The sequence below is a fragment of the Neisseria sp. 19428wB4_WF04 genome, from assembly GCF_015235335.1.
In the GTDB taxonomy this organism is placed as follows: Bacteria; Pseudomonadota; Gammaproteobacteria; order Burkholderiales; family Neisseriaceae; genus Neisseria; species Neisseria musculi.
Window position 1 is genome coordinate 63,884 of the sequence record NZ_JADGLG010000001.1, and the last position, 22,767, is coordinate 86,650.

General features: G+C 56.6%; 15 protein-coding genes and 1 pseudogene. 9 read left to right on the top strand and 7 right to left on the bottom strand.

Annotation, left to right across the window (positions count from 1 at the left end; genetic code table 11):
- Window positions 1–115 precede the first annotated feature (115 nt).
- Entirely contained in the window at window positions 116–1,480 is a 1,365-nt protein-coding gene (glmM, locus tag IR141_RS00295) for a phosphoglucosamine mutase (RefSeq protein WP_135033669.1), read from the top strand.
- Between the two features lie 167 nt (window positions 1,481–1,647).
- On the opposite strand, the gene IR141_RS00300 is transcribed toward glmM, so the two are convergent.
- Window positions 1,648–1,857, bottom strand: a complete 210-nt coding sequence (locus IR141_RS00300) for a hypothetical protein (RefSeq protein ID WP_135033671.1) — start codon at window positions 1,855–1,857, stop codon at window positions 1,648–1,650.
- A 531-nt stretch (window positions 1,858–2,388) separates the two neighbouring features.
- Here IR141_RS00300 and IR141_RS00305 point away from each other — a divergent pair.
- Together IR141_RS00305 and speB are read left to right on the top strand one after the other, a co-directional pair.
- Complete coding sequence (locus tag IR141_RS00305; RefSeq protein ID WP_135033673.1) at window positions 2,389–3,081, top strand: DedA family protein; 693 nt, start codon at window positions 2,389–2,391, stop codon at window positions 3,079–3,081.
- Between the two features lie 96 nt (window positions 3,082–3,177).
- Complete coding sequence (gene speB, locus IR141_RS00310; protein WP_135033675.1) at window positions 3,178–4,143, top strand: agmatinase; 966 nt, start codon at window positions 3,178–3,180, stop codon at window positions 4,141–4,143.
- A 251-nt stretch (window positions 4,144–4,394) separates the two neighbouring features.
- On the opposite strand, the gene IR141_RS00315 is transcribed toward speB, so the two are convergent.
- Window positions 4,395–5,231, bottom strand: coding sequence for a neutral zinc metallopeptidase (locus IR141_RS00315; protein WP_135033677.1), 837 nt, complete (start codon window positions 5,229–5,231; stop codon window positions 4,395–4,397).
- A 146-nt stretch (window positions 5,232–5,377) separates the two neighbouring features.
- Window positions 5,378–6,415: a sensor histidine kinase gene (locus IR141_RS00320; RefSeq protein WP_135033679.1), complete on the bottom strand. Its 1,038-nt coding sequence runs from the start codon at window positions 6,413–6,415 to the stop codon at window positions 5,378–5,380.
- 47 nt (window positions 6,416–6,462) lie between these two features.
- On the opposite strand from IR141_RS00320, the gene argH reads away from it, so the two are divergent.
- A complete protein-coding gene (gene argH / locus IR141_RS00325; RefSeq protein WP_135033753.1) occupies window positions 6,463–7,860 on the top strand; it encodes an argininosuccinate lyase in 1,398 nt (465 codons plus the stop codon).
- 256 nt (window positions 7,861–8,116) lie between these two features.
- Window positions 8,117–9,037 (top strand): GTPase Era, encoded by a 921-nt coding sequence (era, locus tag IR141_RS00330; RefSeq protein WP_135033681.1) that lies wholly within the window; start codon window positions 8,117–8,119, stop codon window positions 9,035–9,037.
- 138 nt (window positions 9,038–9,175) lie between these two features.
- Here the strand turns inward: era and IR141_RS00335 are convergent, their stop codons facing one another.
- From IR141_RS00335 to recA, 4 genes and pseudogenes are all read right to left on the bottom strand, one after another.
- Window positions 9,176–10,312, bottom strand: a complete 1,137-nt coding sequence (locus IR141_RS00335) for a 5-(carboxyamino)imidazole ribonucleotide synthase (protein ID WP_135033683.1) — start codon at window positions 10,310–10,312, stop codon at window positions 9,176–9,178.
- 258 nt (window positions 10,313–10,570) lie between these two features.
- Window positions 10,571–10,780, bottom strand: a pseudogene (locus tag IR141_RS00340) (GIY-YIG nuclease family protein); the annotation flags it as partial.
- A 232-nt stretch (window positions 10,781–11,012) separates the two neighbouring features.
- The gene (trpE, locus tag IR141_RS00345; protein WP_135033685.1) at window positions 11,013–12,488 is read right to left on the bottom strand and encodes an anthranilate synthase component I; all 1,476 of its coding nucleotides are present in this window, start codon (window positions 12,486–12,488) and stop codon (window positions 11,013–11,015) included.
- A 373-nt stretch (window positions 12,489–12,861) separates the two neighbouring features.
- The gene (recA, locus tag IR141_RS00350) at window positions 12,862–13,941 is read right to left on the bottom strand and encodes a recombinase RecA (RefSeq protein WP_135033687.1); all 1,080 of its coding nucleotides are present in this window, start codon (window positions 13,939–13,941) and stop codon (window positions 12,862–12,864) included.
- Window positions 13,942–14,217: 276 nt separating this feature from the next.
- On the opposite strand from recA, the gene adk reads away from it, so the two are divergent.
- The 4 genes from adk to glgB all read left to right on the top strand — a co-directional run bounded on the left by adk (window position 14,218) and on the right by glgB (window position 22,763).
- Window positions 14,218–14,865 (top strand): adenylate kinase, encoded by a 648-nt coding sequence (adk, locus tag IR141_RS00355; protein ID WP_135033689.1) that lies wholly within the window; start codon window positions 14,218–14,220, stop codon window positions 14,863–14,865.
- A 216-nt stretch (window positions 14,866–15,081) separates the two neighbouring features.
- A complete protein-coding gene (rnc, locus tag IR141_RS00360) occupies window positions 15,082–15,789 on the top strand; it encodes a ribonuclease III (RefSeq protein ID WP_135033691.1) in 708 nt (235 codons plus the stop codon).
- 261 nt (window positions 15,790–16,050) lie between these two features.
- Complete coding sequence (locus IR141_RS00365) at window positions 16,051–17,682, top strand: glycosyltransferase (protein ID WP_135033754.1); 1,632 nt, start codon at window positions 16,051–16,053, stop codon at window positions 17,680–17,682.
- 716 nt (window positions 17,683–18,398) lie between these two features.
- On the top strand, window positions 18,399–22,763 hold the full coding sequence (glgB, locus tag IR141_RS00370) for a 1,4-alpha-glucan branching protein GlgB (protein WP_135033756.1): 4,365 nt from the start codon (window positions 18,399–18,401) through the stop codon (window positions 22,761–22,763).
- The last annotated feature ends 4 nt before the right edge of the window (window positions 22,764–22,767 follow it).

Consider the following 22,767-nt stretch of genomic DNA (forward strand, 5'->3'; position numbering starts at 1 on the left):
ACAGCCGGGCGGATTCATGATACACGGGCGGCAAACCGCAAAACCTTGTAAACCGCTGGATACGGCGGCAGCGCTGTTTTACAATACCACATTCGATTAAACGGAGTGTTTTTATATGGCAAAAAAATATTTCGGCACTGACGGCGTGCGCGGCGAAGTGGGCCAGTTTCCGATTACCCCCGGTTTTGTCTTGAAGCTCGGCTATGCCGCAGGCCGGGTGTTGGTGCAGCACGACAGCGAACACAAGCCTACCGTGATTATCGGTAAAGACACCCGTATTTCCGGCTATATGCTCGAAGCCGCATTGGTGGCGGGTTTTACCGCCGCCGGCGTCAATGTTATCCAAACCGGCCCGCTGCCCACGCCCGGGGTAGCCTATCTCACGCGCGCGCTGCGGCTTTCGGCGGGGGTGATGATTTCCGCATCGCACAATGTTTATTCCGACAACGGCATCAAATTTTTCGCCGAAGGCGGTGTGAAACTGAGCGATGATATCGAGTTGGAAATCGAGGCCAAACTCGATGAAGAAATGAAAACCCTGCCTGCCGGCAAACTCGGCCGCGCCCGCCGCGTGAACGGTGCCGATGACCGCTATATCGAATTCTGCAAATCCACCTTTCCCGCCAATTTGGATTTACGCGGCCTGAAGCTGGTGGTGGACACCGCCAACGGTGCGGGCTACAGCGTGGCACCCAAAGTGTTTCACGAGCTGGGCGTAAAAGTGGTGAGCATCGGCGATGAACCCAACGGCTACAACATCAACGAAAAATGCGGTGCCACCCACCCGAAAGCCCTTCAGGCGGCGGTGCTGCAAAACGAAGCCGATTACGGCATCGCCCTGGACGGCGACGGCGACCGCCTGATGATGGTCGATAAAAACGGCAAGGTTTACGATGGCGACAGCCTGGTTTATGTGATTGCCAAAGCCCGCGCCCGCGAAGGCGTGGAAATCGGCGGCGTGGTCGGCACGGTGATGACCAATATGGCGATGGAGCTGGCTTTGAAAGAGCAGGGTGTGGCGTTTTGCCGCGCCAAAGTGGGCGACCGTTATGTGTTGGAGCAGCTGCAGCAGCGCGGCTGGCTGCTCGGCGGTGAAGCCAGCGGCCATATTTTGTGTATGGACAAACACAACACCGGCGACGGCATCATTTCGGCTTTGCAGGTGCTGGCCGCGCTGCAGATTCTGGAGCAGGATTTGATGACGGTGTGTTCCGACTGGCAGGCTTTTCCGCAAACCATGATTAACGTGCGCATTCAAAAAGGGCAGGATTGGCAGGGTGCCGCCAAACATGTGCTTGCCGAAGTGGAAGCAGAGCTTGAAGGCAAAGGCCGCGTGGTGTTGCGCGCATCGGGAACCGAGCCCGTGGTGCGGGTGATGGTGGAAGCCCGCCAGATTGACCAGGCGCGACAGGGAGCCGAGCGCATAGCCGATGCCATCCGCCATGCAGACAAAGCCGCGCCTGCGGTAAAACAACCATAGCGTTTTGATGTTTTCAGACGGCCTTTTGCCGGATATGCCGTACTGTAACGGATTCATCCGCTTCCGCTGCATCTTGCAAAGAACAGGCGGCATGGGCACCGCAAGGGCAGGCAACGCTGCGGCGTGGCAAGCAGATTCGCTGTCATCCGCAACGGCATAAAAACCGATTATGCTGCCGGAAAATAGTTCAGGCCGTCTGAAACGGAAACAGGCAGGCAGCGGCCTGGAAAAGCCGTCTGAAAACGGTGCGGTATCCGCAGCCGTGCGGGAAAAACGGCTGCGGGCGCAAACGCTGCCGCAGGTTTGGCAACCACATTATTCCCGCATTCCCGCCTTGCCGAAGATTGCGGCATATCACCGTTCGGTTGTGTTTGCATGGATATTCCTCTGACAGCCGGCCGCCGCCATCCCGCTAGAGGATGGCTGCTTCGGCATTATCGGAGAGAGTCAGAGGCCGCTGCCTGCTGCCGGTGCAGCAAACAGCAGTCTGCCTGTTTCAGACGGCCGCAGTGAAGTCAACCGAAGCCGTTTAGGATGGGGCAGAACCGATTGTTTCACTACAGCTCGTCCGCTTTTTAAAATCAGCAGGCAGGCCGCAGGGGATACAGGGGGAAAAGCGGGGCGGTATGGTTACGGCTTTAATTAATAATGTGCCGTCCGCTATAGTGTATTGCCGCGCCTGATACGGAAAAGCAGAGTGGAAAGCCGGTGCAGATGCCGAAGGATTTTCAATAATTTAAATCATTTCAGGCCGTCTGAATCCCGGCGGGCAGGTTTTCCATGCAGCCGGTGCAGCAAACCGCATCTGCTGCCAACAGCAAGGCGGGGCAGGGCAACGCAACGCAACGCCGTGATGGGCAGGCACTTCCAACGCTGCGCCGCCGGGCAACCATAAAAGGGACAAGCACATGCTTGCGATTTTAGAAACATTTTTTATCGAATACGGCTATGCAGCGGTGTTTTTAGTGCTGCTTGCCTGCGGATTCGGGGTGCCGATACCCGAAGACGTTACTTTGGTGGCCGGCGGTGTGATTTCGGGTTTGGGCTATACCAACGTGCACACGATGGTGGCAGTGGGGATGTTGGGCGTGTTGGCCGGCGACGGGCTGATGTTTGCTGCCGGCCGGGTGTTTGGCCATAAAATTTTGAAAGTACGCTTTATTGCCCGCGTGATGACGCCGAAACGCTATGCACAGGTGCAGGAGAAATTCGATAAATACGGCAACCGTGTGCTGTTTGCCGCCCGTTTTCTGCCCGGCCTGCGCACACCGATTTTCATCACTGCCGGCATCAGCCGCAAAGTGTCTTACCTGCGCTTTTTGATGATGGATGGTTTGGCCGCGCTGATTTCAGTGCCGGTGTGGGTGTATCTGGGTGGGTATGGCGCCGAAAACCGTGAATGGCTGATGCACAAAGTGCACCAATTCCAATCGGGGTTGTTCGTTTTAATCGGCATCGGTGCCGTGGTGCTGCTGTATTTTTGGTGGAAAAAACGGCAACGCCAACGCTTTTTCCGCGACCATGTCCGCAGCATCCGCGCCAAACGTAAAGAGCGTAAGGCCGCGCGCAAGGCGGCGGAAGCGGAAAAGCAGGCCGATTGACGGCATCTTTGTAAAAGGGTTTTCAGGCCGTCTGAAAGCCTTTTTCCCTTTTCAGACGGCCTGAACATATTGATTTCTTGCAAGAGGGCAAACAATATGAATACAAACATCTACGGCGACGGTGCCTTCCGCCGCGAATCGCTGCAAGGTTCCACCATCGAAAACACTTATGCAGGCGCCTTATCGTTTATGCGCCGCCGCTACACCCGCGATTTAACCGGTGTGGATGTGGCGGTATCGGGCGTTCCGCTCGACTTGGCCACCACCTTCCGCTCCGGTGCGCGTTTTGGCCCTGCCGCCATCCGCGCCGCCAGCGTACAACTGGCCGAGTTGAACCTGTTTCCGTGGGGGTTCGACCCGTTTGACGACTTGGCCGTTATCGACTATGGCGACTGCTGGTTTGATGCCCACCAACCGTGGACGATACGTGAAACCATCAAACAACACGCACTCGGTATCATCACCGGCAGCAACGCCAAAATGCTCACCTTCGGCGGCGATCACTTCATCACTTATCCCTTATTGCAGGCGCATGCCGAAAAATACGGCAAGCCCTTGAGCCTCTTGCATTTTGATGCCCATTGCGACACTTGGCCCGATGATGCGCCCGAATCGCTCAACCACGGCACCATGTTTTACAAAGCGGTTAAAGAGGGGCTGATTAATCCGAAAACCTCCGTGCAGGTAGGGATACGCACTTGGAACAGCGACTTTATGGGCATGAATATGCTGTTTGCGCCCTGGGTGAACGAAAACGGCATCGAAGCCACCGTCAAACACATTTACGACATCATCGGCAACCATCCCGTTTACATCACCTTTGATATTGACTGTCTCGACCCCGCGTTTGCCCCGGGCACCGGCACGCCCGTGCCGGGCGGTCTCAATTCGCATACCGCGCTAGGCATTGTCCGCGCATTGGGCGGCCTGAATATTGTCGGCATGGATGTGGTGGAGGTTGCCCCTGCATACGATAACGCCGAGATTACCGCAATTGCGGCCGCACACGTTGCCGCCGATATGCTGTGTCTGCTGCGCAATAAGAAAGTGGCGGGCGGGTAACTGCGCTGTTGCGGGAATTCGGCAAAATCCGTTCAGGCCGTCTGAAAACCCGGCGGGGCTGCCGGGTTGGAACATGATGTTCAGACGGCCTTTGTGGCAGGGTTTTTGCTTTCAACAATATTGTGTGGCCGGGATTTATCCTGGGGCGGCAGCACATAGCCGAGATGCAATGAAATAAGCACAAGGCGGCGTGCCGGGTGCGGCAAGCGGGCAATACTTTATGGTGTTGCAGCGGGCTTGCTGTTTCTCATTCAATTGGAAGAAAACGTATTGCATTGATTGATGTCGCCGCTCTGCATACCGCGTTTGAACCATTTCATGCGTTGGGCAGAAGAGCCGTGGGTGAAGCTGTCGGGCACAACGTAACCCTGCGCCTGTTGTTGCAGGCGGTCATCGCCCACTGCTTCGGCGGCGGCCACGGCTTCTTCGATATCGCCCTGTTCAAACAGTTTTTGGTTGATGGCGTTATGCGCCCAAATGCCGGCAAAGCAGTCGGCCTGCAATTCGAGTTTCACCGAAAGCGCGTTGGCCTGCGCTTTGCCCATGCCCTGCTGCGCCTGGTTTACCTGCGGCAGAATGCCGAGCAGGTTTTGCACGTGGTGGCCGACTTCGTGGGCAATCACATAGGCAAACGCTGCATCGCCCGATGCGCCGAGTTTCTTGCGCATATCTTCGTAGAACGACAAATCCAGATACACTTTGCGGTCGGCGGGGCAGTAAAACGGCCCCATCGCAGCCCGGCCGGTGCCGCAGGCGGTTTGGGTGCCGGCGGTGTAGAGCACCAGCGTGGCGGGTGTGTAGCGGCTGCCGCGTTTGCCGAAATAATCTGCCCATACGGTTTCGGTGTCGGCCAGCACCACGCGCGAAAGCTCGTTCAATTGGGCTTCCTGCCCGCTGCTGAGCGTGGTTTGGGGGGCGGCAGTGCCGATTTGCGGCGTGCCGACCACGCCCGATAAATCTACGCCGTAATAGGTGCCTACCAGCAAAACGATGATGCCGATGATGCCGGTGCTTTTGCCGCCGATGCGGCTGTTTTGGCCGCGGCGGTCTTCCACATTGGAGCTTTGTTTTCTTCCTTGCCAACGCATGGCTTGATTCCTTTAGCGGGTGAAAATATGGCGGTATTATATGCCGGCTCCCCAAGGTTTAAAGCAACCGCAGGGAAGGGCGGTGGAATTTTGATACAACCGGCCGTCTGAATCTCTTTTCAGGCGGCCGGTTGCGGTTGCAACGTTTAACCGAACAATTTCTTTAAATCGGAAGCCTTCCGGCGGTAGGGCAGGCGGATATCTACGCGGAAAATACCGTCAAGCTGGCGGCTTTTGATGACCGCATCGTTATCGTACATCAGCACCAAACGCTCTTTCAGATTGCGCAGCGCCATAGAGTTGCCTTTGTGGGGCTTGGCGTTTTCCCGGCTGTCGGTGGGGATGTAGGGGTTTTCGATGCGGATATAGATCCAATGCTTCTGCCGCGTGGTCAATACTGAAATACAGCCGGGGCGGTGGGTGGATTCAATGCCGTGGAATACGGCGTTTTCCAACAGGGGCTGCAACAGCAGGTGGGGGGTTTCGGCATCATCGGGCGCATGGTGCTGCCACATGACCTGCACGCGCGTGTGCCCCATGCGGATCTGTTCGATGGCGATGTATTCCTGAGCCCATTCGATTTCCTGGCCCAGTGTGCTGTTTTGGCTGCCGTCTCGCAGTTGGGCGCGGAAGAGGTTGGCCAGGTTTTCGAGCAGGGTTTCCGCATCATAGGGGCGCAGACGGATCAGGCTGATGGCGGCGTTAAGGCTGTTAAACAGAAAGTGCGGGCGGATGCGGGCGGTCAGCGCGGAGAGGCGTGCTTCGGAAAGCGAGGGAGCCAGGCTGTAACGGCGTGATGCTTCGGTGTACATAAAACCCAAAGCAAAAAAATTAAACAGGAAAAAATGCTGCCAAAACGCCATGCGTTCGCCCAGTATCACATAATCGACCAATACAAACAGCAAAAGGTTGGAAAGGTGTACGATTGGTACGCCGAATCTGGATTCGGTAACGTTTGAAAACCTGTTTGCCAGCGCATAACCTTTTATCAGAATCAGCAGCAGCGTGGGTGCTGCCCAGGCTGCATTCTCGTAAACCTGCCTGAGATAGTTTTCAGAAGAATGGTTAATCAGCGGAAACAGCAGTAAGGCCAGCATGCTGGTCAGCACCAAGCGCGCAATGGTGCCGAAATTGCGTAAATCCGGCACTGCAAACCAAGAGTGTATTTGACGTATAATAGGCATCTTTGCAATAAAACCCCTAAATAATGCGATAAGCAAGCGAGCGGATGATGAACGATGGCAAAACCTGGTCGGGCCGTTTTAACGAGCCTGTATCCGAGTTGGTAAAAAAATATACAGGCTCAGTCGGTTTCGACAAACGCCTGGCAAAGTGGGATATACAAGGCTCGCTGGCACATGCGCAGATGCTTTGCGAAGCGGGTGTGTTGAGTGCGGAAGACCTTGCCGCCATCCGCAAAGGAATGGCCGGCATTATAGCAGAAATCGAATCGGGCCAGATGACTTGGTCATTGGATTGGGAAGATGTGCACATGAACATCGAACGCCGCCTCACCGATAAAATCGGCGATGCCGGCAAACGCCTGCACACCGGCCGCAGCCGCAACGACCAAGTTGCCACCGACATCCGCCTGTGGCTGCGCGACCAAATCACCGATATACAGAGCCTTATCTGCGATCTGCAAAGTGCATTAATCGATTTGGCCGAACAAAACGCCGAAGCGGTGATGCCCGGTTTCACCCATCTGCAAGTGGCGCAGCCCGTGAGCTTCGGCCACCATATGCTGGCCTATGTGGAAATGTTCGGCCGCGATTTCGAGCGCATGGCCGACTGCCGCAGGCGCGTCAACCGTATGCCTTTGGGTGCGGCGGCGCTGGCCGGCACCACCTTTCCCATCCGGCGCGAAACCACGGCCGCGCTGCTGGGGTTTGAAGCCATCTGCCAAAACTCGCTCGATGCCGTGTCTGACCGCGATTTTGCCGTTGAATTTACCGCCGCCGCCGGCCTGGTTATGGTGCATTTGAGCCGCCTTTCCGAAGAGCTGATTGTGTGGATGAGCCCGCGCTTCGGCTTTATCGATATTGCCGACCGTTTCTGCACAGGCTCTTCCATCATGCCGCAGAAGAAAAACCCCGATGTGCCCGAGCTGGTGCGCGGCAAATCAGGCCGTGTTATCGGCCACCTCACCGCGCTGATGCTGCTGATGAAATCCCAGCCGCTGGCCTACAACAAAGACAATCAGGAAGACAAAGAACCGCTTTTCGACACCGCCGATACCTTAATCGACACCCTGCGCATCTATGCCGATATGATGCGCGGCGTAACCGTCAAGCCCGAAAACATGCGCGCCGCCGTGATGCAGGGTTTTGCCACCGCCACCGATTTGGCCGATTATCTGGTGAAAAAAGGCATGCCGTTTCGCGACTCGCACGAAGTGGTTGCCCTGGCTGTGCGCCATGCTGATGGGCAGGGTGTGGATTTGAGCGGGCTGCCGCTGGATGTGCTGCAGGGTTTTTCGGATTTGGTGGGCGAAGACGTGTATGAAGTGCTCACCCCCGAAGGCAGCCTCAACGCCCGCAACCATTTGGGCGGCACCGCGCCCGAGCAGGTGCGCCGGCAGGTGAAACGCTGGCGCGGCCTGCTGGCGGACATACAAAATGCAGGGTAGGGCGGCCGCCGTTTCAGACGGCCGGGTTTGGCAAACGCCGGTATTTTTGCAATGTTCAAAAAGCGCAACAAATTTGTCTGCCGCCATTTTTCGGGGCGGAATTCGGGCATTGGGTACCGAAACTCGTTTGGCCTGAGCTTCAGTATTTCCCGGCCGTATGCCTGTGCGCGGGCATCACAATATTGAAACCTTTCAGACGGCCTGAGGGTATTTTTGCAAAGACATCAGGCCGTCTGAAAAATATGAAAGAAAACGCATGAACGAAAATATTTCTGCCAATCTGTCTGATGCCAACGGCTACCGTTGCGGTTTTGTCGCGATAGTGGGTCGCCCCAATGTGGGCAAATCTACATTGATGAACCATTTAATCGGCCAAAAAATCAGCATCACCAGCAAAAAAGCACAAACTACCCGCCACAAAGTAACCGGTATCTACACCGATGATACCGCCCAGTTTGTTTTTGTGGACACGCCGGGTTTTCAAACCGAACACCGTAATGCTTTAAACAAGCGTCTCAACCAAAACGTTACCGAAGCCATGGGCGGCGTGGACACGGTGGTGTTCGTTATCGAAGCCATGCGCTTCACCGAAGCCGACCGCCGGGTGGTGCGCCTGCTGCCCAAACATATTCCCGTGTTGCTGGTGTTGAACAAAATCGATTTGTCCAAAGCAAAATCGCCGCTTGAGCTGGCTGCCTTTATCGAAAACGTGCGTGCCGAGTTTCAGTTTGCCGGAGTGGAAACCGTCAGCGCCAAACACGGGCTGGGCATCGCCCAATTGCTGCACGCGATCAAGCCTTTTCTGCCTGAAGGAACCCCGCTTTATCCCGAAGATATGGTTACCGATAAATCGAGCCGCTTTCTCGCCGCCGAAATCGTGCGCGAAAAGCTGTTCCGCTATTTGGGCGAAGAGCTGCCGTATGCCATGAATGTGGAAATCGAGCAGTTTAAAGAAGAAAGCAGCATCTACCATATCTATATTGCCGTTTTGGTGGATAAAGAAAACCAAAAGCCCATCGTGATCGGCAAAGGCGGCGAAAAACTGAAAAAAATATCCACCGAAGCCAGGCTGGATATGGAAAAACTGTTTGACTGCAAAGTGTTTTTAAAAGTGTGGGTGAAAGTGAAATCGGGCTGGGCAGACGATGTGCGCTTTTTAAACGAACTGGGCTTGTGAGCCGGATAGAGTATCTTGGGTTTCAGTAATATGGGATACCCGGGTCAAGCCCGAGTATGACGTGCATAACTTAAGCTGGTTCGCGAGAGGCCGTCTGAAAAATAATTCAGACGGCCTTCGGCTTTTCATGCGCGTGCTTTACAAACTGCCGTGCAGCGTTTTTGCACTTTCAAACGCCGCATCCGCATCGGCGGCCAACACGGTGAAATGCCCCATTTTGCGGCCTTTGCGTGCAGTTTTTTTGCCGTATTGGTGCAGATGGGCGGCGGGGTGGTTTTGCAGCGGCAGCCAGTTTGGCTCTCTGCCGTTTGCGCCCCATGCATCGCCCAAAATATTGGCCATGCAGCAGGCGGAAAGCAGGCGGGTATCGGCCGGCGGCAGGCCGCACATCAGGCGCACCTGCTGCTGGAACTGGCTCGCGGCGCAGGCATCAATAGTGTGGTGGCCGCTGTTGTGCGGGCGCGGGGCGATTTCGTTTACCACCAATTCGTGTGTGCTGCCCACCACAAACATTTCCACCGCCAACACGCCCACATAGTCTAACTCATCGGCCAAACGGCGCGCCATCTGCCGCGCCTGCTGCTGGATATCGGCGTTGAAGCGCGCCGGCACGATGGAATAGGCGAGAATGCCGTTTTCGTGAATGTTTTCGGCAGGGTCGAAAGTCTGCACGTTTTCGCTGTTCAGACGGCATACCACCACCGAAATCTCGCCGCGCAAATCCACCGTTTTTTCCAGCACGCAGGCTACGCCGCCCAATTCGGCAAACGCGGCGCGCAGCCCGTCCAAAGTTTTCACGCGGATTTGGCCTTTGCCGTCATAGCCCAGCGTGGCGGTTTTCAGAATGCCGGGCAGCAGCGCTTCGCACTCTTTGCCGATGTCTTCGGGCTTGCAGACGGCCTGATGGGGCGCGGTTTGCAGGCCGGCTTGTTGAATCCGCGCCTTTTCCTGAATGCGGTTTTGGGCAACGGCAACGCAGTCGCCGCTCGGCGACACGCGGGTGTGTTGCGACAAAAAGCGCATCGCATCGGCATTCACATTTTCAAATTCGGTGGTTACCGCAGCGCATTTCGCCAGCTCGTCCAGCGCGGCTGCATCATCGAATGCCGCGCACAAATGGCGGTCGGCAAATTCGGCGGCCGGCGCACCGGGGTCGGGGTCGAGTACGGTAACGCGGTAGCCCATGGTTTTGGCGGCAACGGCAAACATACGGCCGAGCTGGCCGCCGCCGAGAATGCCGAGCATAGCGGGAGGGAGGATGGGGGTGTTTTGCATGGTTTTGTTTGTATCAAGATTTTTATCGGGAGGCCGTCTGAAAAGTTTTCAGACGGCCTAAACTGCTGTTGCCTGCTTTTGCTGCGTATATGACTTTGCTTTTCTTTTGGTTACGTTAACTCCGTCATTCCCGCGTAGGCGGGAATCCAGATCTTCGGATTTCTGCAATTTTCAAAGGCTTCTGAAAATCAATATTTTGGATTCCCGCCTACGCGGGAATGACAGTAAAAATAAAATTACGCCGCGATTTACCATCGGCTATTCCATAATTTCAGACCATAAATCGCACCAAGTCGGATTGTTTGCTTCAATCAGGCGCAACTTCCATTGCCTGTTCCATTTTTTAAGCTGTTTTTCTTTACCGATGGCACTTTCTATTGTTGGATGCAGTTCGTACCAAACCAGCTGATTCACGTTGTATTGCGCAGTAAAACCCTGTGCCAAATGGTTTTTATGCTGATACTGTACCCAATTTCGTCATTCCCGCGCAGGCGGGAATTCAGACCTTTGTATATCTGTAATTTAAGAAATTTCAGAAAATCAACGTTCTGGATTCCTGCCTGCGCGGGAATGACGGTTTTTATGTTTCTGAATACATTTTGCGGTCTGATAAATTCTTTCGGTTTGAGGATTGGGATTTTCAGACGGCCTTATCCGTAAACTTAAAGGCCGTCTGAAAAGATGCATCCTACTTAAAATTTTACCTATCCAACCCCTCCTGCACCATCTGCGCCGCCCGCAGCACTGCGCGGGCTTTGTTTTGGGTTTCCTGCCATTCGGCTTCTTCTTCCGAGTCGGCAACGATGCCGCCGCCGCTCTGCACATAGAGCGTGCCGTTTTTAATCACGGCGGTGCGGATGGCGATGGCCAAGTCCATATCGTTGTTAAACCCCCAGCAGCCGGCCGCACCGCCGTAGATGCAGCGTTTGGCGGGCTCCAGTTCTTCAATGATTTCCAGCGCGCGCACTTTGGGCGCGCCGGAGAGCGTGCCCGCCGGAAAGGTGGCCGCCAGAATATCCATATTGGCGGTGTTGTCTTTCAGACGGCCTTCTATGTTGGATACGATGTGCATCACGTGCGAATAGTGTTCTACCGTCATTTTTTCGGTAACCGACACTCGGCCGGTTTGGCTGATGCGCCCCACATCGTTGCGCCCCAAATCAATCAGCATCACATGCTCGGCAATTTCTTTGGCGTCGCCGAGCAGTTCTTGTTCGTTGGCGGCATCTTCGGCCGGGGTTTTGCCGCGCAGCCGCGTGCCGGCAATCGGGCGCACGATAACGTTGCCGCGCTCGCGGCGCACCAGAATTTCGGGCGAGGAGCCAACGATGTGGAAATCGCCGAAATCGTAGTAAAACAGATAGGGTGAGGGGTTGAGCGTGCGCAGGGCGCGGTAGAGGCTGAGCGGGTTGTCGCGAAATTCGAGCTTCATGCGCTGGCTGGGCACCACCTGCATACAGTCGCCATCGAGAATATACCGGCGGATTTTGCGCACATATTCTTGATAACGCGCTTTGCCGGTTTCATGCTGCGGCTCGGTTTTCCGGCTGCCCAGCGAGAGTGGGATGGCGCAGCTTTGGCGCAGGCGGGTGCGCAGCTCTTCCAGCCGCGCGCGCGCGGTTTCGTAGCCGTTGCGTTCTGCGGGGTCGGCATACACGATTAAGTAGATTTTGCCGGAAAGATTGTCGATCACGGCCAGCTCTTGCGAGAGCATCAATAAAATATCGGGTGTGCCGATGGTGTCGGGCTTGCCGCTGTTTTGAAAGCGGTGGGCGAAATGTTCGAAGTGGTAGATGGTTTCATAGCCGAAATAGCCGACCAGGCCGCCGGTGAAGCGGGGCAGGCCGGGGATTTCGGGTGTTTTGAAGCGCGCGTGGAAGGCTTCGATGAAAGGCAGCGGGTTGCCGTCAAACTGTTCGGTGATTTCGCCGTTGTGATACACATCAACGTGTTTGCCCGATGCTTTGAGATAAGTGCGGCAGGGCAGGCCGATAAAGGAATAGCGGCCGAAACGTTCGCCGCCCACCACCGATTCGAGCAGGTAGGTGTAGGGCCGGTTGGCGAGTTTGAGATAAAGCGACAGGGGGGTGTCGAGATCGGCCAAAAGCTCCTGCACCAGCGGGATTCGGTTGTAGCCTGCGGCGGCTTGGGCTTGGTATTCTTGTTTGCTAATCATGTTTCAGACGGCCTTGGTGGATTGAATCGGGCACTGATGCAGAACGGATCTGTTTGTGGTGAATCTGCTTTGGCTCAAAGAGAGCGGTTTGCCGGCTGCCGGGGCGGAGGCGGTTAGGTTTTGTATTGCCTGCGGCTTGCTGTTGCAGCGGAAATAAGCGGGTTCGCTGCGGCAGTTTATCGGCCGCAGGTGCGGCAGCCGTGCGGTTGCATACCGGTGTGGCCTGCGGTGCGCCGCTTGGTTTGGTTCCACGCAATCCGCTGCGGAACCCGGCGCGGGAAAATGCACGGAGTATAGCAGTTTTCAGGGGTTCGGGTGGGGAAAGGCCGTCTGAAAACGGTTTCAGACGGCCTGCTTGATTGCAGTCGGCGGCTTATTCTTCGGGCGCGTCGCCATCGGTTTCATCGAGCCTGCCTTCGGTAATCTGCACGTTGGTGCCCGCTTTGGTGCGGATTGCGGCATCGATTTCATCGGCAACTGCGGGGTTTTCTTTCAGCCACACGCGCACATTGTCTTTGCCCTGGCCGATTTTGGCGCCGTTGTAGGCATACCATGCGCCGGATTTTTCAACAATGCCGTATTTCACGCCCAAATCCACAAGTTCGCCTTCCCAACTGATGCCCTCGCCGTAGAGGATATCGAATTCGGCTTGGCGGAAAGGCGGGGCGACTTTGTTTTTAATCACTTTCACTTTGGTTTCGTTGCCCAACACATCATCGCCTTTTTTAATCTGGCCGGTGCGGCGGATATCGAGGCGCACGGAAGCGTAGAATTTGAGGGCGTTGCCGCCGGTGGTGGTTTCGGGGCTGCCGAACATCACGCCGATTTTCATGCGGATTTGGTTGATAAACACCACCAGCGTGTTGGTTTTTTTGATGTGGCCGGTGAGTTTGCGCAATGCCTGGCTCATCAGGCGGGCCTGCAGGCCGACATGGCTGTCGCCCATTTCGCCCTCGATTTCGGCTTTGGGCACCAGCGCGGCAACCGAATCCACCACCACCATATCCAGGCCGCCGCTGCGCACCAGTGTGTCGCAGATTTCCAGCGCCTGCTCGCCGGTGTCGGGCTGCGAGAGATACAGCTCTTCCACTTTTACGCCGAGTTTGCGCGCATAAACCGGATCGAAGGCGTGTTCGGCATCGATAAAGGCGCAGATATTGCCGTTTTTCTGGCATTGGGCGATGGCTTCCAAACACAGCGTGGTTTTGCCCGAAGATTCGGGGCCGAAGATTTCAACGATACGGCCGCGCGGCAGGCCGCCCACACCCAAGGCCAAATCCAAACCGAGCGAGCCGGTGGAAATCACTTCCAGGTTTTCGTCTTGATGGCTGCCGTCCATCTTCATGATGGAGCCTTTGCCGAAGCTTTTTTCGATCTGCGCCAGCGCGGCGGCAAGGGCTTTGCTTTTATCATCGGGTTTGTTTTTTTCGGATTTGTTTTTTTCGTCTGCCATGATGTTCTCGTGTGGAATGTCGGTTGGAAATTTCGGGCAGATTATCGCATAAATCGCCCCTGCCCGAAAAAGTTTTCATCTGCTTTTCAGACGGCCTTTCCACAACCGGCCAACCATATTAAGATAGATACCGCAATATTTCTGCCCCTATGGCAGATAAACTTGCTTTGATGCGGCGCGGCAGCCTGCGGTCGGATTTCTGCATACTGCCTGCGGCCTGCCGCTTTGCGCCGGAGTAAGGTTATCCGCCATACCAACTTGTTTGAAGGAACACACATGAAAGTATTACTGCTTGGCGCACCGGGTGCGGGCAAAGGCACGCAGGCGCAATTTATCACCGCCGCTTTCGGCATTCCGCAGATTTCCACCGGCGATATGCTGCGTGCGGCGATTAAGGCCGGCACGCCTTTGGGTTTGGAAGCGAAAAAAATCATCGATGAAGGCGGCCTGGTGCGGGACGATATCATCATCGGCATGGTGAAAGAGCGCATCGCCCAGGGCGACTGCAAAAACGGTTTTCTGTTTGACGGCTTTCCGCGCACGCTGGCGCAGGCCGAAGCAATGGTGGAGGCGGGCGTGGATTTGGACGCGGTGGTGGAAATCGATGTGCCCGATGCGGTGATTGTAAACCGCATGAGCGGCCGCCGCGTGCATCTGCCCTCCGGCCGCACCTACCATATTGCGTTCAATCCGCCGAAAACCGAGGGCAAAGACGATGTAACCGGCGAAGATTTAATCCAGCGCGATGATGATAAAGAAGAAACGGTGAAAAAACGCCTTGAGGTGTATCACGGGCAAACCGCCGTATTAATCGGTTTTTACAGCCAAATCACCGGCGAGCGCGCGCCAAAATACATCAAAGTGGACGGCACACAGGCCGTTGAAGCCGTGAAGGCGCAAGTGTTGGCCGCTTTGGGCAAATAAACATTTGTTATACAATAGCAGGCCGTTTGAAAACCATCAGCGTTTCAGACGGCCTGAAGCTTTTGTATGGTAAAAATATCTGCCTTTATGCAAAGCCGTCCGAAATATCTCCAGCCGGTAACGATTAACCAGCCTTAAACCTTTTCTGCATTTTCGTTTTGATTCTTTTATTAAAGTGTGGAAAAGCATTCGGGCTGAAGAAAACGAAAGAACCCCATGAAGCCCGACCCCGTCAAACAGCCTGCGCTGCAACAGTTGCAGCAGCGGCTCGGCCACACTTTCCAACGCCCCGAGCTGCTGGAGCAGGCGCTCACCCACCGCAGTTTTTCCTCACGCAACAACGAGCGTTTCGAGTTTGTTGGTGATGCCATACTCAACTACACCGTTGCCAAAATGCTGTTTGAAACCTTTCCCGAGCTGCCCGAAGGCCGCCTTTCGCGTATGCGCGCCAATCTGGTCAACCAAGAAACATTGGCTGGCGTTGCCGTTTCGCTGAATGTGGGCGGGGCGCTGTTTCTGGGGTCGGGCGAACTCAAAAGCGGCGGTTTCAACCGGCCTTCGATTCTGGCCGATGCGCTGGAGGCCATATTTGCCGCCATCAGTTTCGATGCCGGTTTCAACACCGCCGAGCAAACCGTGCGCCGCCTGTTTGCGCAGCGGGTGACCGGTGCCGATGCCGAAGGGCAGGGCGGCAAAGATGCCAAAACCCTGTTGCAGGAAACCTTGCAGGCGCGCCGTCTGGCTCTGCCGAAATACCGCATCGAAGCGCAGCACGGCGAGGGCTGCCACACTGAATTTACCGTTTCCTGCGATTTGGGCGAGCTGGGCTGCATCACCACCGCCAAAGCCGGCAGCCGCCGCACCGCCGAGCAGCAAGCCGCCAAACAGGCGCTGGCGTGGCTGTCGGAAAAATATAGCGGGTGAACGAAACGGGCGGCGCGTTTTTTCGCTCCGGTTGGTGGTGAAGCCGCTTTATTTCCGTTGCCGCGCCTCCGCTTCGAAGAAAACGGTTTGGCCGGCGGCCGAAGCGGCGATAGAGCCGGTTTCGTACAACTTTGATTATTTCCTGCGGCCTGCCCGGTGCCGGCACAAAGCCGATTCACTACAGTTTGCCCGGTGCCAAGCAACATTCATCACAACAGATGCCGTCTGAAAAGTTTTCAGACGGCCTGCAATGGTTTGATTATGCCGACACAAAAAATACCCGCCAGCGCAACCATGCTGGTTAAAAATTCCGAACGTTATCTGGCCGAAGTGCTTGCCGCGCTGGCCGATTTTGACGAAGTATTGCTGCTGGACAACGGCTCGGCCGACCGCACGCTTGAAATTGCGGCAGGGTTTGCCAACGTGCGCGTGTGCAAACACGGGTTCACCGGTTTCGGCCCCATGAAAAACCTGGCTGCCTCCCTGGCCAAACACCCCTGGATTTTCAGCATCGACAGCGATGAAGTGCCCGATCGTGAATTAATCGAAAGCATACGCGCGGCGGTGGAGCACAACGACCCCAACACCGTTTACACCCTTTCGCGCCTCAACCACTATAACGGCCGCCTGATCAAAGCCTGCGGCTGGTATCCCGATATTCTGCCGCGCCTCTACCACCGCAACTATGCCGGTTTCAACAACCGGCGCGTACACGAATCGCTGCAAATCGGGCAGCAAAACCACCTGCGCTCGCTCAAAGGCCGTCTGAAACATTATTCGTTTCAAAACGCCGAAGGGCTGATTCAGAAAATGCAGCAATACAGCACGCTTTATGCCGAAGAAAACCGCTACCGCAAAACTTCTTCCGTGTTCAAAGCCCTGCTGCACGGCGGCACGGCGTTTCTGAAAAACTATTTTCTGAAACGGGGCATTTTCTACGGCGCAGACGGCCTGATGATTTCCGCCGCCAACGCCCAGGGTTCGTATTACAAATATATCAAACTCTACGAACACAACCGCAATATGAGCGTGTCGCTGATTGTCACCACCTACAACCGCCCCGATGCACTGGCACTGGTGTTGAAATCCGCCCTCGCGCAAACCCGCCTGCCGCAGGAAATCATCATCGCCGACGACGGCTCCGACCGCCGCACCACCGAAGTGGTGGGCAGATTCGCCCAAACCAGCCCGGTAACGGTCAAACACGCCTGGCAGAAAGACGAAGGCTTCCGCGCTGCCCGGGCGCGCAACCGCGCCATTGCCGCCGCTTCGTCCGACTACCTGATTATCATCGATGGCGATATGGTGCTCGACCCTTCGTTTATCGCCGACCATGCCGCCGTTGCCCGCAAAGGCCGCTTGATTCAGGGCACGCGCGTGCTGGTTTCCCGGCAGCGCACCGAAGAAATTCTGGCCGAGCGCCTGCTGCCGCTGCCCGATTTGTCGTTTTACAGCAGCGGTATCAAAAAACGCCTTTCCGCGCTGCGGCTGCCCAAATTGTCGAAGCTGCTGGCCGGGCGCGGCAACCGCGGGCACAAAGGCATCAAAAGCTGCAATATGGGTTTCTTCCGCGATGATGCGCTGGCCGTGAACGGATTCAACAACGATTTTGTCGGCTGGGGGCGGGAAGACAGCGAATTTGCCGCCCGCTGCTACCATAGCGGCATGAAGCGGCACAACCTCAAATTCGGCGGTGCAGCCTACCACTTGTGGCACCACGAAGCCGAACGCGCCGCGCTGCCGCAGAACGATGCTTTGCTCAAAGCCACACTCAACGAAAAGAAAACCCGCTGCGGGCGCGGGGTGGACGAGTTTTTGGAAACCGCACCGGAGCAGGGCAGCGAAACGCCGGAGAACATCGAGGGTGGCGCGGCAGAACCGCCAAGCAGATAACGGCGGTTTCAGCGTTTTTCAGCTTTGAATTTTGTTTTTGAATTTCAGTTTGGGAAAAGCCCTGCAGGCATTTCTGAAAACAAAGGCCGTCTGAAAATATTTTTCAGACGGCCTTAGCATATTTTGGGCTGAGAGCCGGCACGCGGCGGAGCGGCGGCCGTTTGAAAGCCCAAAGGCAGTTAAGGCTTTATCGGTTGGAGTCTTGGCAAAACTATTGTGAGGCCGTTTGAAATGGCTGAATTCCGTTATCGGCCCGGCAAGCCTGCCCGTGCGGGCAGCATAGCGGACTTGCCGGGCCGATAACGGCAGATAAACTTTTGAGGGTTTTGCAGAGATTCCCGGGCAGTGTTGCGGCCGCCACGGCTGAAATAACGGCTTGGCGGTTTTGCCGCCCTCTGGATTTTCCCGACAAAAAAGCGTTACCCGCACTTTTGGCAACGCTTTTGCACATAGGGTTTGCAGCCGGTAAAACAATATGGCAACAGGCGCGCTGATTGTGCAATCAGGTTAATTTCTTTAAATAATACGCGTATGCGGGTTAACCGGTATTAACCTTGAAAACGTTTTCAGATTCAGGCGGCTGTGTTGGATTTGGCCTATATCAGTTAATCCGCTTGCTACACGAAATTACCTACGACAAAACGGCAGATTTATATTACTATTGCCCAAGCTGCACTAAACAAAAAATTAACTTCACAAACAATATATTAATGAATATGAGCAATCACTCGGTTTTTGAGCGTGCCGCCCGTTGCGGGGTGGCTGCGGGCTACCACGACATCAACGGCGTTTACCACCCGGCTGAAGAAGCGGTGCTGGAAGCGTTGCTTGCGCGCTTGGAAACAGGTGTGCCGGAGGGGGAGTTTGACGATGTGGCGGCGGTAACGGCGCGGCAGCCTGCCGAGATTGTTTTGCCGCCGGGTTTCGAAAATTACAGCGGCTACTCTTTAACCAACGAATATGATGAGCAGCAGACGGTTACGGCATCGGATTCAGACGGCCGCCGGTCTGCTGTTTTTTTATCGGCGTTAGAGAGCGGCTATTACCGTTTAACGGTTCGCAAAGGCCGTCTGAAACACCGCGTTTTAGTGGTGGCCGCGCCCGAACACGCCTACCGGCCGCCTGAAACGGCAGGCGGCGGGCGCATGAACGGATTGGCCGTGCAGCTTTACAGCCTGCGCTCGGCGCATAACTGGGGCGTGGGCGATTTCGGCGATTTGGCGCGGCTGGCGGCTTTCTGCGGCGGGCGCGGCTTGGATTTTATCGGCATCAACCCGCTGCACGCGCTGTTTACTTCGCGGCCGGATTTCGCCAGCCCCTACAGCCCGTCATCGCGCCTGTGGCTGAATGCCGTGTATCTCGATGTGGGCGGCATCATCGGCGGATATCGTTTTGCCCGCAAAGCGCGCAAGTGGCTGGAAAATCCCGAGGTGCAAAGCCGCATTGAAGCGGTGCGCGCGGCGGAAACGGTGGATTATGCGGCGGTGTGGGCGTTGAAAAAAGAAGCGCTGCTGCTGGTGTTTGCCGACTTTGAAAAAAGCACAAGCCGCGCCGCGCAGCCTTTTCAGACGGCCTTTGAGCAGTTTGCAGAAGAAAAAGGCGGAGCGCTTCACGGCTTTGCCCTGTTTGAGGCCTTAGACCAACATTACGGCGGCGCGGGCGGGGAGCGCGGCTGGAGGGCGTGGCCGTCTGAATTTCATCTGCCGCAAAGTGCAGCGGTGCAGGCGTTTGCAGAGGCGCACGCGGGCGAAATCCGTTTTTACCAATGGCTGCAATGGTTGTGCGCCGTGCAGCTGCGGCAGGCCGAAGAAGCGGCGGCGCAACACGGCGTGCGGCTCGGCCTTTACGGCGATTTGGCCGTGGGCGCGGCGCGCGGCGGAGCCGACACCTGGCTCAAACGCAACCAATACTGCATGGAAATGTCGGTGGGCGCGCCGCCCGACCCGCTGGGGCCGTTGGGGCAGAATTGGAACCTGCCGCCGTGGCACCCCGTGGTAATGCGCCGCAGCGGCTGCCGCGAATTTATTGCCGTGCTTCGCGAGAACATGCGCCATTGCGGCGTGTTGCGCATAGACCATGTGATGTCGCTCAACCGTTTGTGGTGGGTGGTGCCGCAGCAGGCCGCCGGCGTGGATGCGGGCAGTTTGGCGCACGGCGGTGGAAGTGGTGCGGCGCACGGTAAAGAGCCGCTGCGCGCGCCGGCAGCAAACGGTGCCTATGTGCATTATCCGCAGGAAATCCTGTTTGCCGTTCTCGCGCTCGAAAGCCACCGCAACCGCTGTGTGGTGGTGGGCGAAGATTTGGGCACCGTGCCGGACGACACCCGCCGCCTGCTCGAGCGTTACCGCATTTTTTCATACAAGGTGATGTATTTCAGCCGCCGCGACCACGGCTTCGAGCTGCCCGAGCATTACCCGCAGCAGGCGTTGTGCGTTACCAGCACCCACGACGTGGCCCCGCTGGCGGGCTGGTGGGCGGGCAGCGATTTGCAAACTATGTATGCCCTGGGCGCGCTGCCGGACGAAACTGCTTTTCAGACGGCCTTGCAGCAGCGCGGGCACGATAAAGAAGATTTAATCCGCGCGCTGAAAGCAACACACTGTCTGCCTTGCGGATACCGGCCGTCTGAACAGGCAGATGCCGCGATGATTCATGCCGTGCACCGTTTCGGCGCCGAGAGCCGCTGCATACTTTATGCGGTGCAAATCGAAAACCTGCTGGGCATGACCGAAAATTTCAACGTGCCGGGCATCGCCGAAGGCTATCCCAACTGGGCGCGCAAACTGCCTCAGCCTCTCGAAGCCTTTTCCAAACACCCTTTCATCGAGCAGCAGCTCGCCATGCTCAACGAGGTCCGTATGAGAAAAAACAGCCAAACCCAAACCTATCCGCCGCTCGATGATCAAGAGCGCGGCACCATCGACAGCCTGTTTTGCGCCACCCACGGCAACCCGTTTGCCTATCTGGGCAGGCACAGGCTGCCGGACAGCGGCGAAGTGGTGCGCTGCCTGGTGCCCGATGCGTTGGCGGTGGATATTGTGGAACGCGGCAGCGGCAAGCTGATTGCGGCGGCCGAAAAACTCGACAATCGGGGCTTTTTCGCCGCCGTGCTGCGCGAGGGCGCGCCCGATTATGCCTTGAGCGTGCAATATAGCGCAGAGCGGCCGTCTGAAAAAATCGAAGACCCCTACCGCTACGGCCCGCATTTGCAGGAAATCGACCAATGGCTGCTCACCGAAGGCACCCATCTGCGCCCTTATGAAGCCCTGGGCGCGCATTTGGCCGAATTTGACGGTGTGGCCGGCGTGAATTTCGCCGTGTGGGCGCCCAACGCGCAGCGCGTTTCGGTGATCGGCGAGTTTAACAATTGGGACGGCCGCCGCCATGTGATGCGCCGCCACGCCGCCAGCGGCATTTGGGAAATCTTTATCCCTGCCGTGCCGTTCAATGCCCTGTATAAATTCGAAATACGCGATGCCGCAGGCAATGTGCGCCAAAAGGCCGACCCGTTTGCCTTTGCCTCGGAGCTGCGCCCCACCACTGCCTCGGTGGTGCGCGGCCTGCCCGAAAAAATGCCCGAGCCCGCGTTCCGCCGCCAAGCCAACGCCATCGACAGCCCCATCAGCATTTACGAAGTGCATTTGGGCTCGTGGCGGCGCAACCTCGAAAACAACTTCTGGCTCACTTATGAAGACCTCGCTATCGAGCTGGTGGCCTATGTGAAAGACATGGGCTTTACCCATATCGAGCTTCTGCCCGTGTCGGAATACCCGTTTGACGGCTCTTGGGGCTATCAGGCCACCGGCCTTTATTCGCCCACCAGCCGCTTCGGCTCGCCGCAGCAGCTTCAGGCGCTGGTGCAGGCCGCCCACAATGAAGGCATAGGTGTGATACTCGACTGGGTGGTGGGGCATTTTCCCGTTGACGACCACGGTCTCAACCATTTTGACGGCACGCCGCTGTATGAACACGCCGACCCGCGCGAAGGCTACCATCAAGACTGGAACACCCTGATTTACAACTTCGGCCGCACCGAAGTGAAAAACTACCTGCAAGGCAACGCGCTATACTGGATAGAGCGGTTCGGCTTTGACGGCCTGCGCGTGGATGCCGTGGCCTCGATGATTTACCGCGACTATTCGCGCAAAGAAGGCGAATGGATACCCAACCGATACGGCGGCCGCGAAAACCTCGAAGCCATCAACTTTCTGCGCGACACCAACACCATGTTGCAGCGCGAAACGCCCGCCGCCGCCGAAATCGCCGAAGAATCCACCTCGTTTGCCAACGTTACCCGCGCCGAAGGCTTGAATTTCCAATACAAATGGAACATGGGCTGGATGAACGATACCCTGCGCTACATGAAAGAAGACCCGATCAACCGCAAATACCATCATAATCTGATGACGTTCGGCATGATGTACCAATACAGCGAAAACTTTGTCTTGCCGCTCTCGCACGATGAAGTGGTGCACGGCAAAGGCTCGCTGCTGGCCAAAATGCCCGGCGATGCCTGGCAGAAGTTTGCCAACCTGCGCGCCTACTACGGCTTTATGTGGGGTTATCCCGGCAAGAAACTGCTGTTTATGGGCGGCGAATTTGCCCAGGGCCGCGAATGGAACTACAACGAACCGCTCGATTGGTTTCTGCTCGAAGAAGCCCACGGCGGCCTGTGGCACAAAGGCGTGCAGGATTGTGTGCGCGATCTCAACCACACCTACCGCAGCCACGCGCCGCTTTACCAGCTCGACCAATGGCCCGAAGGCTTCGAGTGGCTGGTGGCAGATGACGGCAACCATTCCGTGTTTGCTTTCGAGCGGCGCGACCGCGAAGGCAACCGCTTGATAGTGGTGAGCAACTTCACCCCCGTGGTGCGCGAACACTACCGCATCGGCGTAAACGAAGCCGGCACCTACCGCGAAGTGATGAATTCAGACGGCCTGCCATACCAAGGCAGCGGCGTTTGCACGGCCGAGGGCGGGATCGTCCGCACCGAAGCCGCCGCATCGCACGGCAGGGCGCAGTCGCTGAGCCTGACCCTGCCGCCGCTGGCCACGGTTTGGCTGGTATTGGAGAAATAATGCG

Bases quoted from the DNA above. Each gene is read 5' to 3' on its own strand.
- glmM (WP_135033669.1), top strand. From the start codon at position 116: ATGGCAAAAAAATATTTCGGCACTGACGGCGTGCGCGGCGAAGTGGGC.
- IR141_RS00300 (WP_135033671.1), bottom strand. From the start codon at position 1,857: ATGCAAACACAACCGAACGGTGATATGCCGCAATCTTCGGCAAGGCGG.
- IR141_RS00305 (WP_135033673.1), top strand. From the start codon at position 2,389: ATGCTTGCGATTTTAGAAACATTTTTTATCGAATACGGCTATGCAGCG.
- speB (WP_135033675.1), top strand. From the start codon at position 3,178: ATGAATACAAACATCTACGGCGACGGTGCCTTCCGCCGCGAATCGCTG.
- IR141_RS00315 (WP_135033677.1), bottom strand. From the start codon at position 5,231: ATGCGTTGGCAAGGAAGAAAACAAAGCTCCAATGTGGAAGACCGCCGC.
- IR141_RS00320 (WP_135033679.1), bottom strand. From the start codon at position 6,415: ATGCCTATTATACGTCAAATACACTCTTGGTTTGCAGTGCCGGATTTA.
- argH (WP_135033753.1), top strand. From the start codon at position 6,463: ATGAACGATGGCAAAACCTGGTCGGGCCGTTTTAACGAGCCTGTATCC.
- era (WP_135033681.1), top strand. From the start codon at position 8,117: ATGAACGAAAATATTTCTGCCAATCTGTCTGATGCCAACGGCTACCGT.
- IR141_RS00335 (WP_135033683.1), bottom strand. From the start codon at position 10,312: ATGCAAAACACCCCCATCCTCCCTCCCGCTATGCTCGGCATTCTCGGC.
- trpE (WP_135033685.1), bottom strand. From the start codon at position 12,488: ATGATTAGCAAACAAGAATACCAAGCCCAAGCCGCCGCAGGCTACAAC.
- recA (WP_135033687.1), bottom strand. From the start codon at position 13,941: ATGGCAGACGAAAAAAACAAATCCGAAAAAAACAAACCCGATGATAAA.
- adk (WP_135033689.1), top strand. From the start codon at position 14,218: ATGAAAGTATTACTGCTTGGCGCACCGGGTGCGGGCAAAGGCACGCAG.
- rnc (WP_135033691.1), top strand. From the start codon at position 15,082: ATGAAGCCCGACCCCGTCAAACAGCCTGCGCTGCAACAGTTGCAGCAG.
- IR141_RS00365 (WP_135033754.1), top strand. From the start codon at position 16,051: ATGCCGACACAAAAAATACCCGCCAGCGCAACCATGCTGGTTAAAAAT.
- glgB (WP_135033756.1), top strand. From the start codon at position 18,399: ATGAGCAATCACTCGGTTTTTGAGCGTGCCGCCCGTTGCGGGGTGGCT.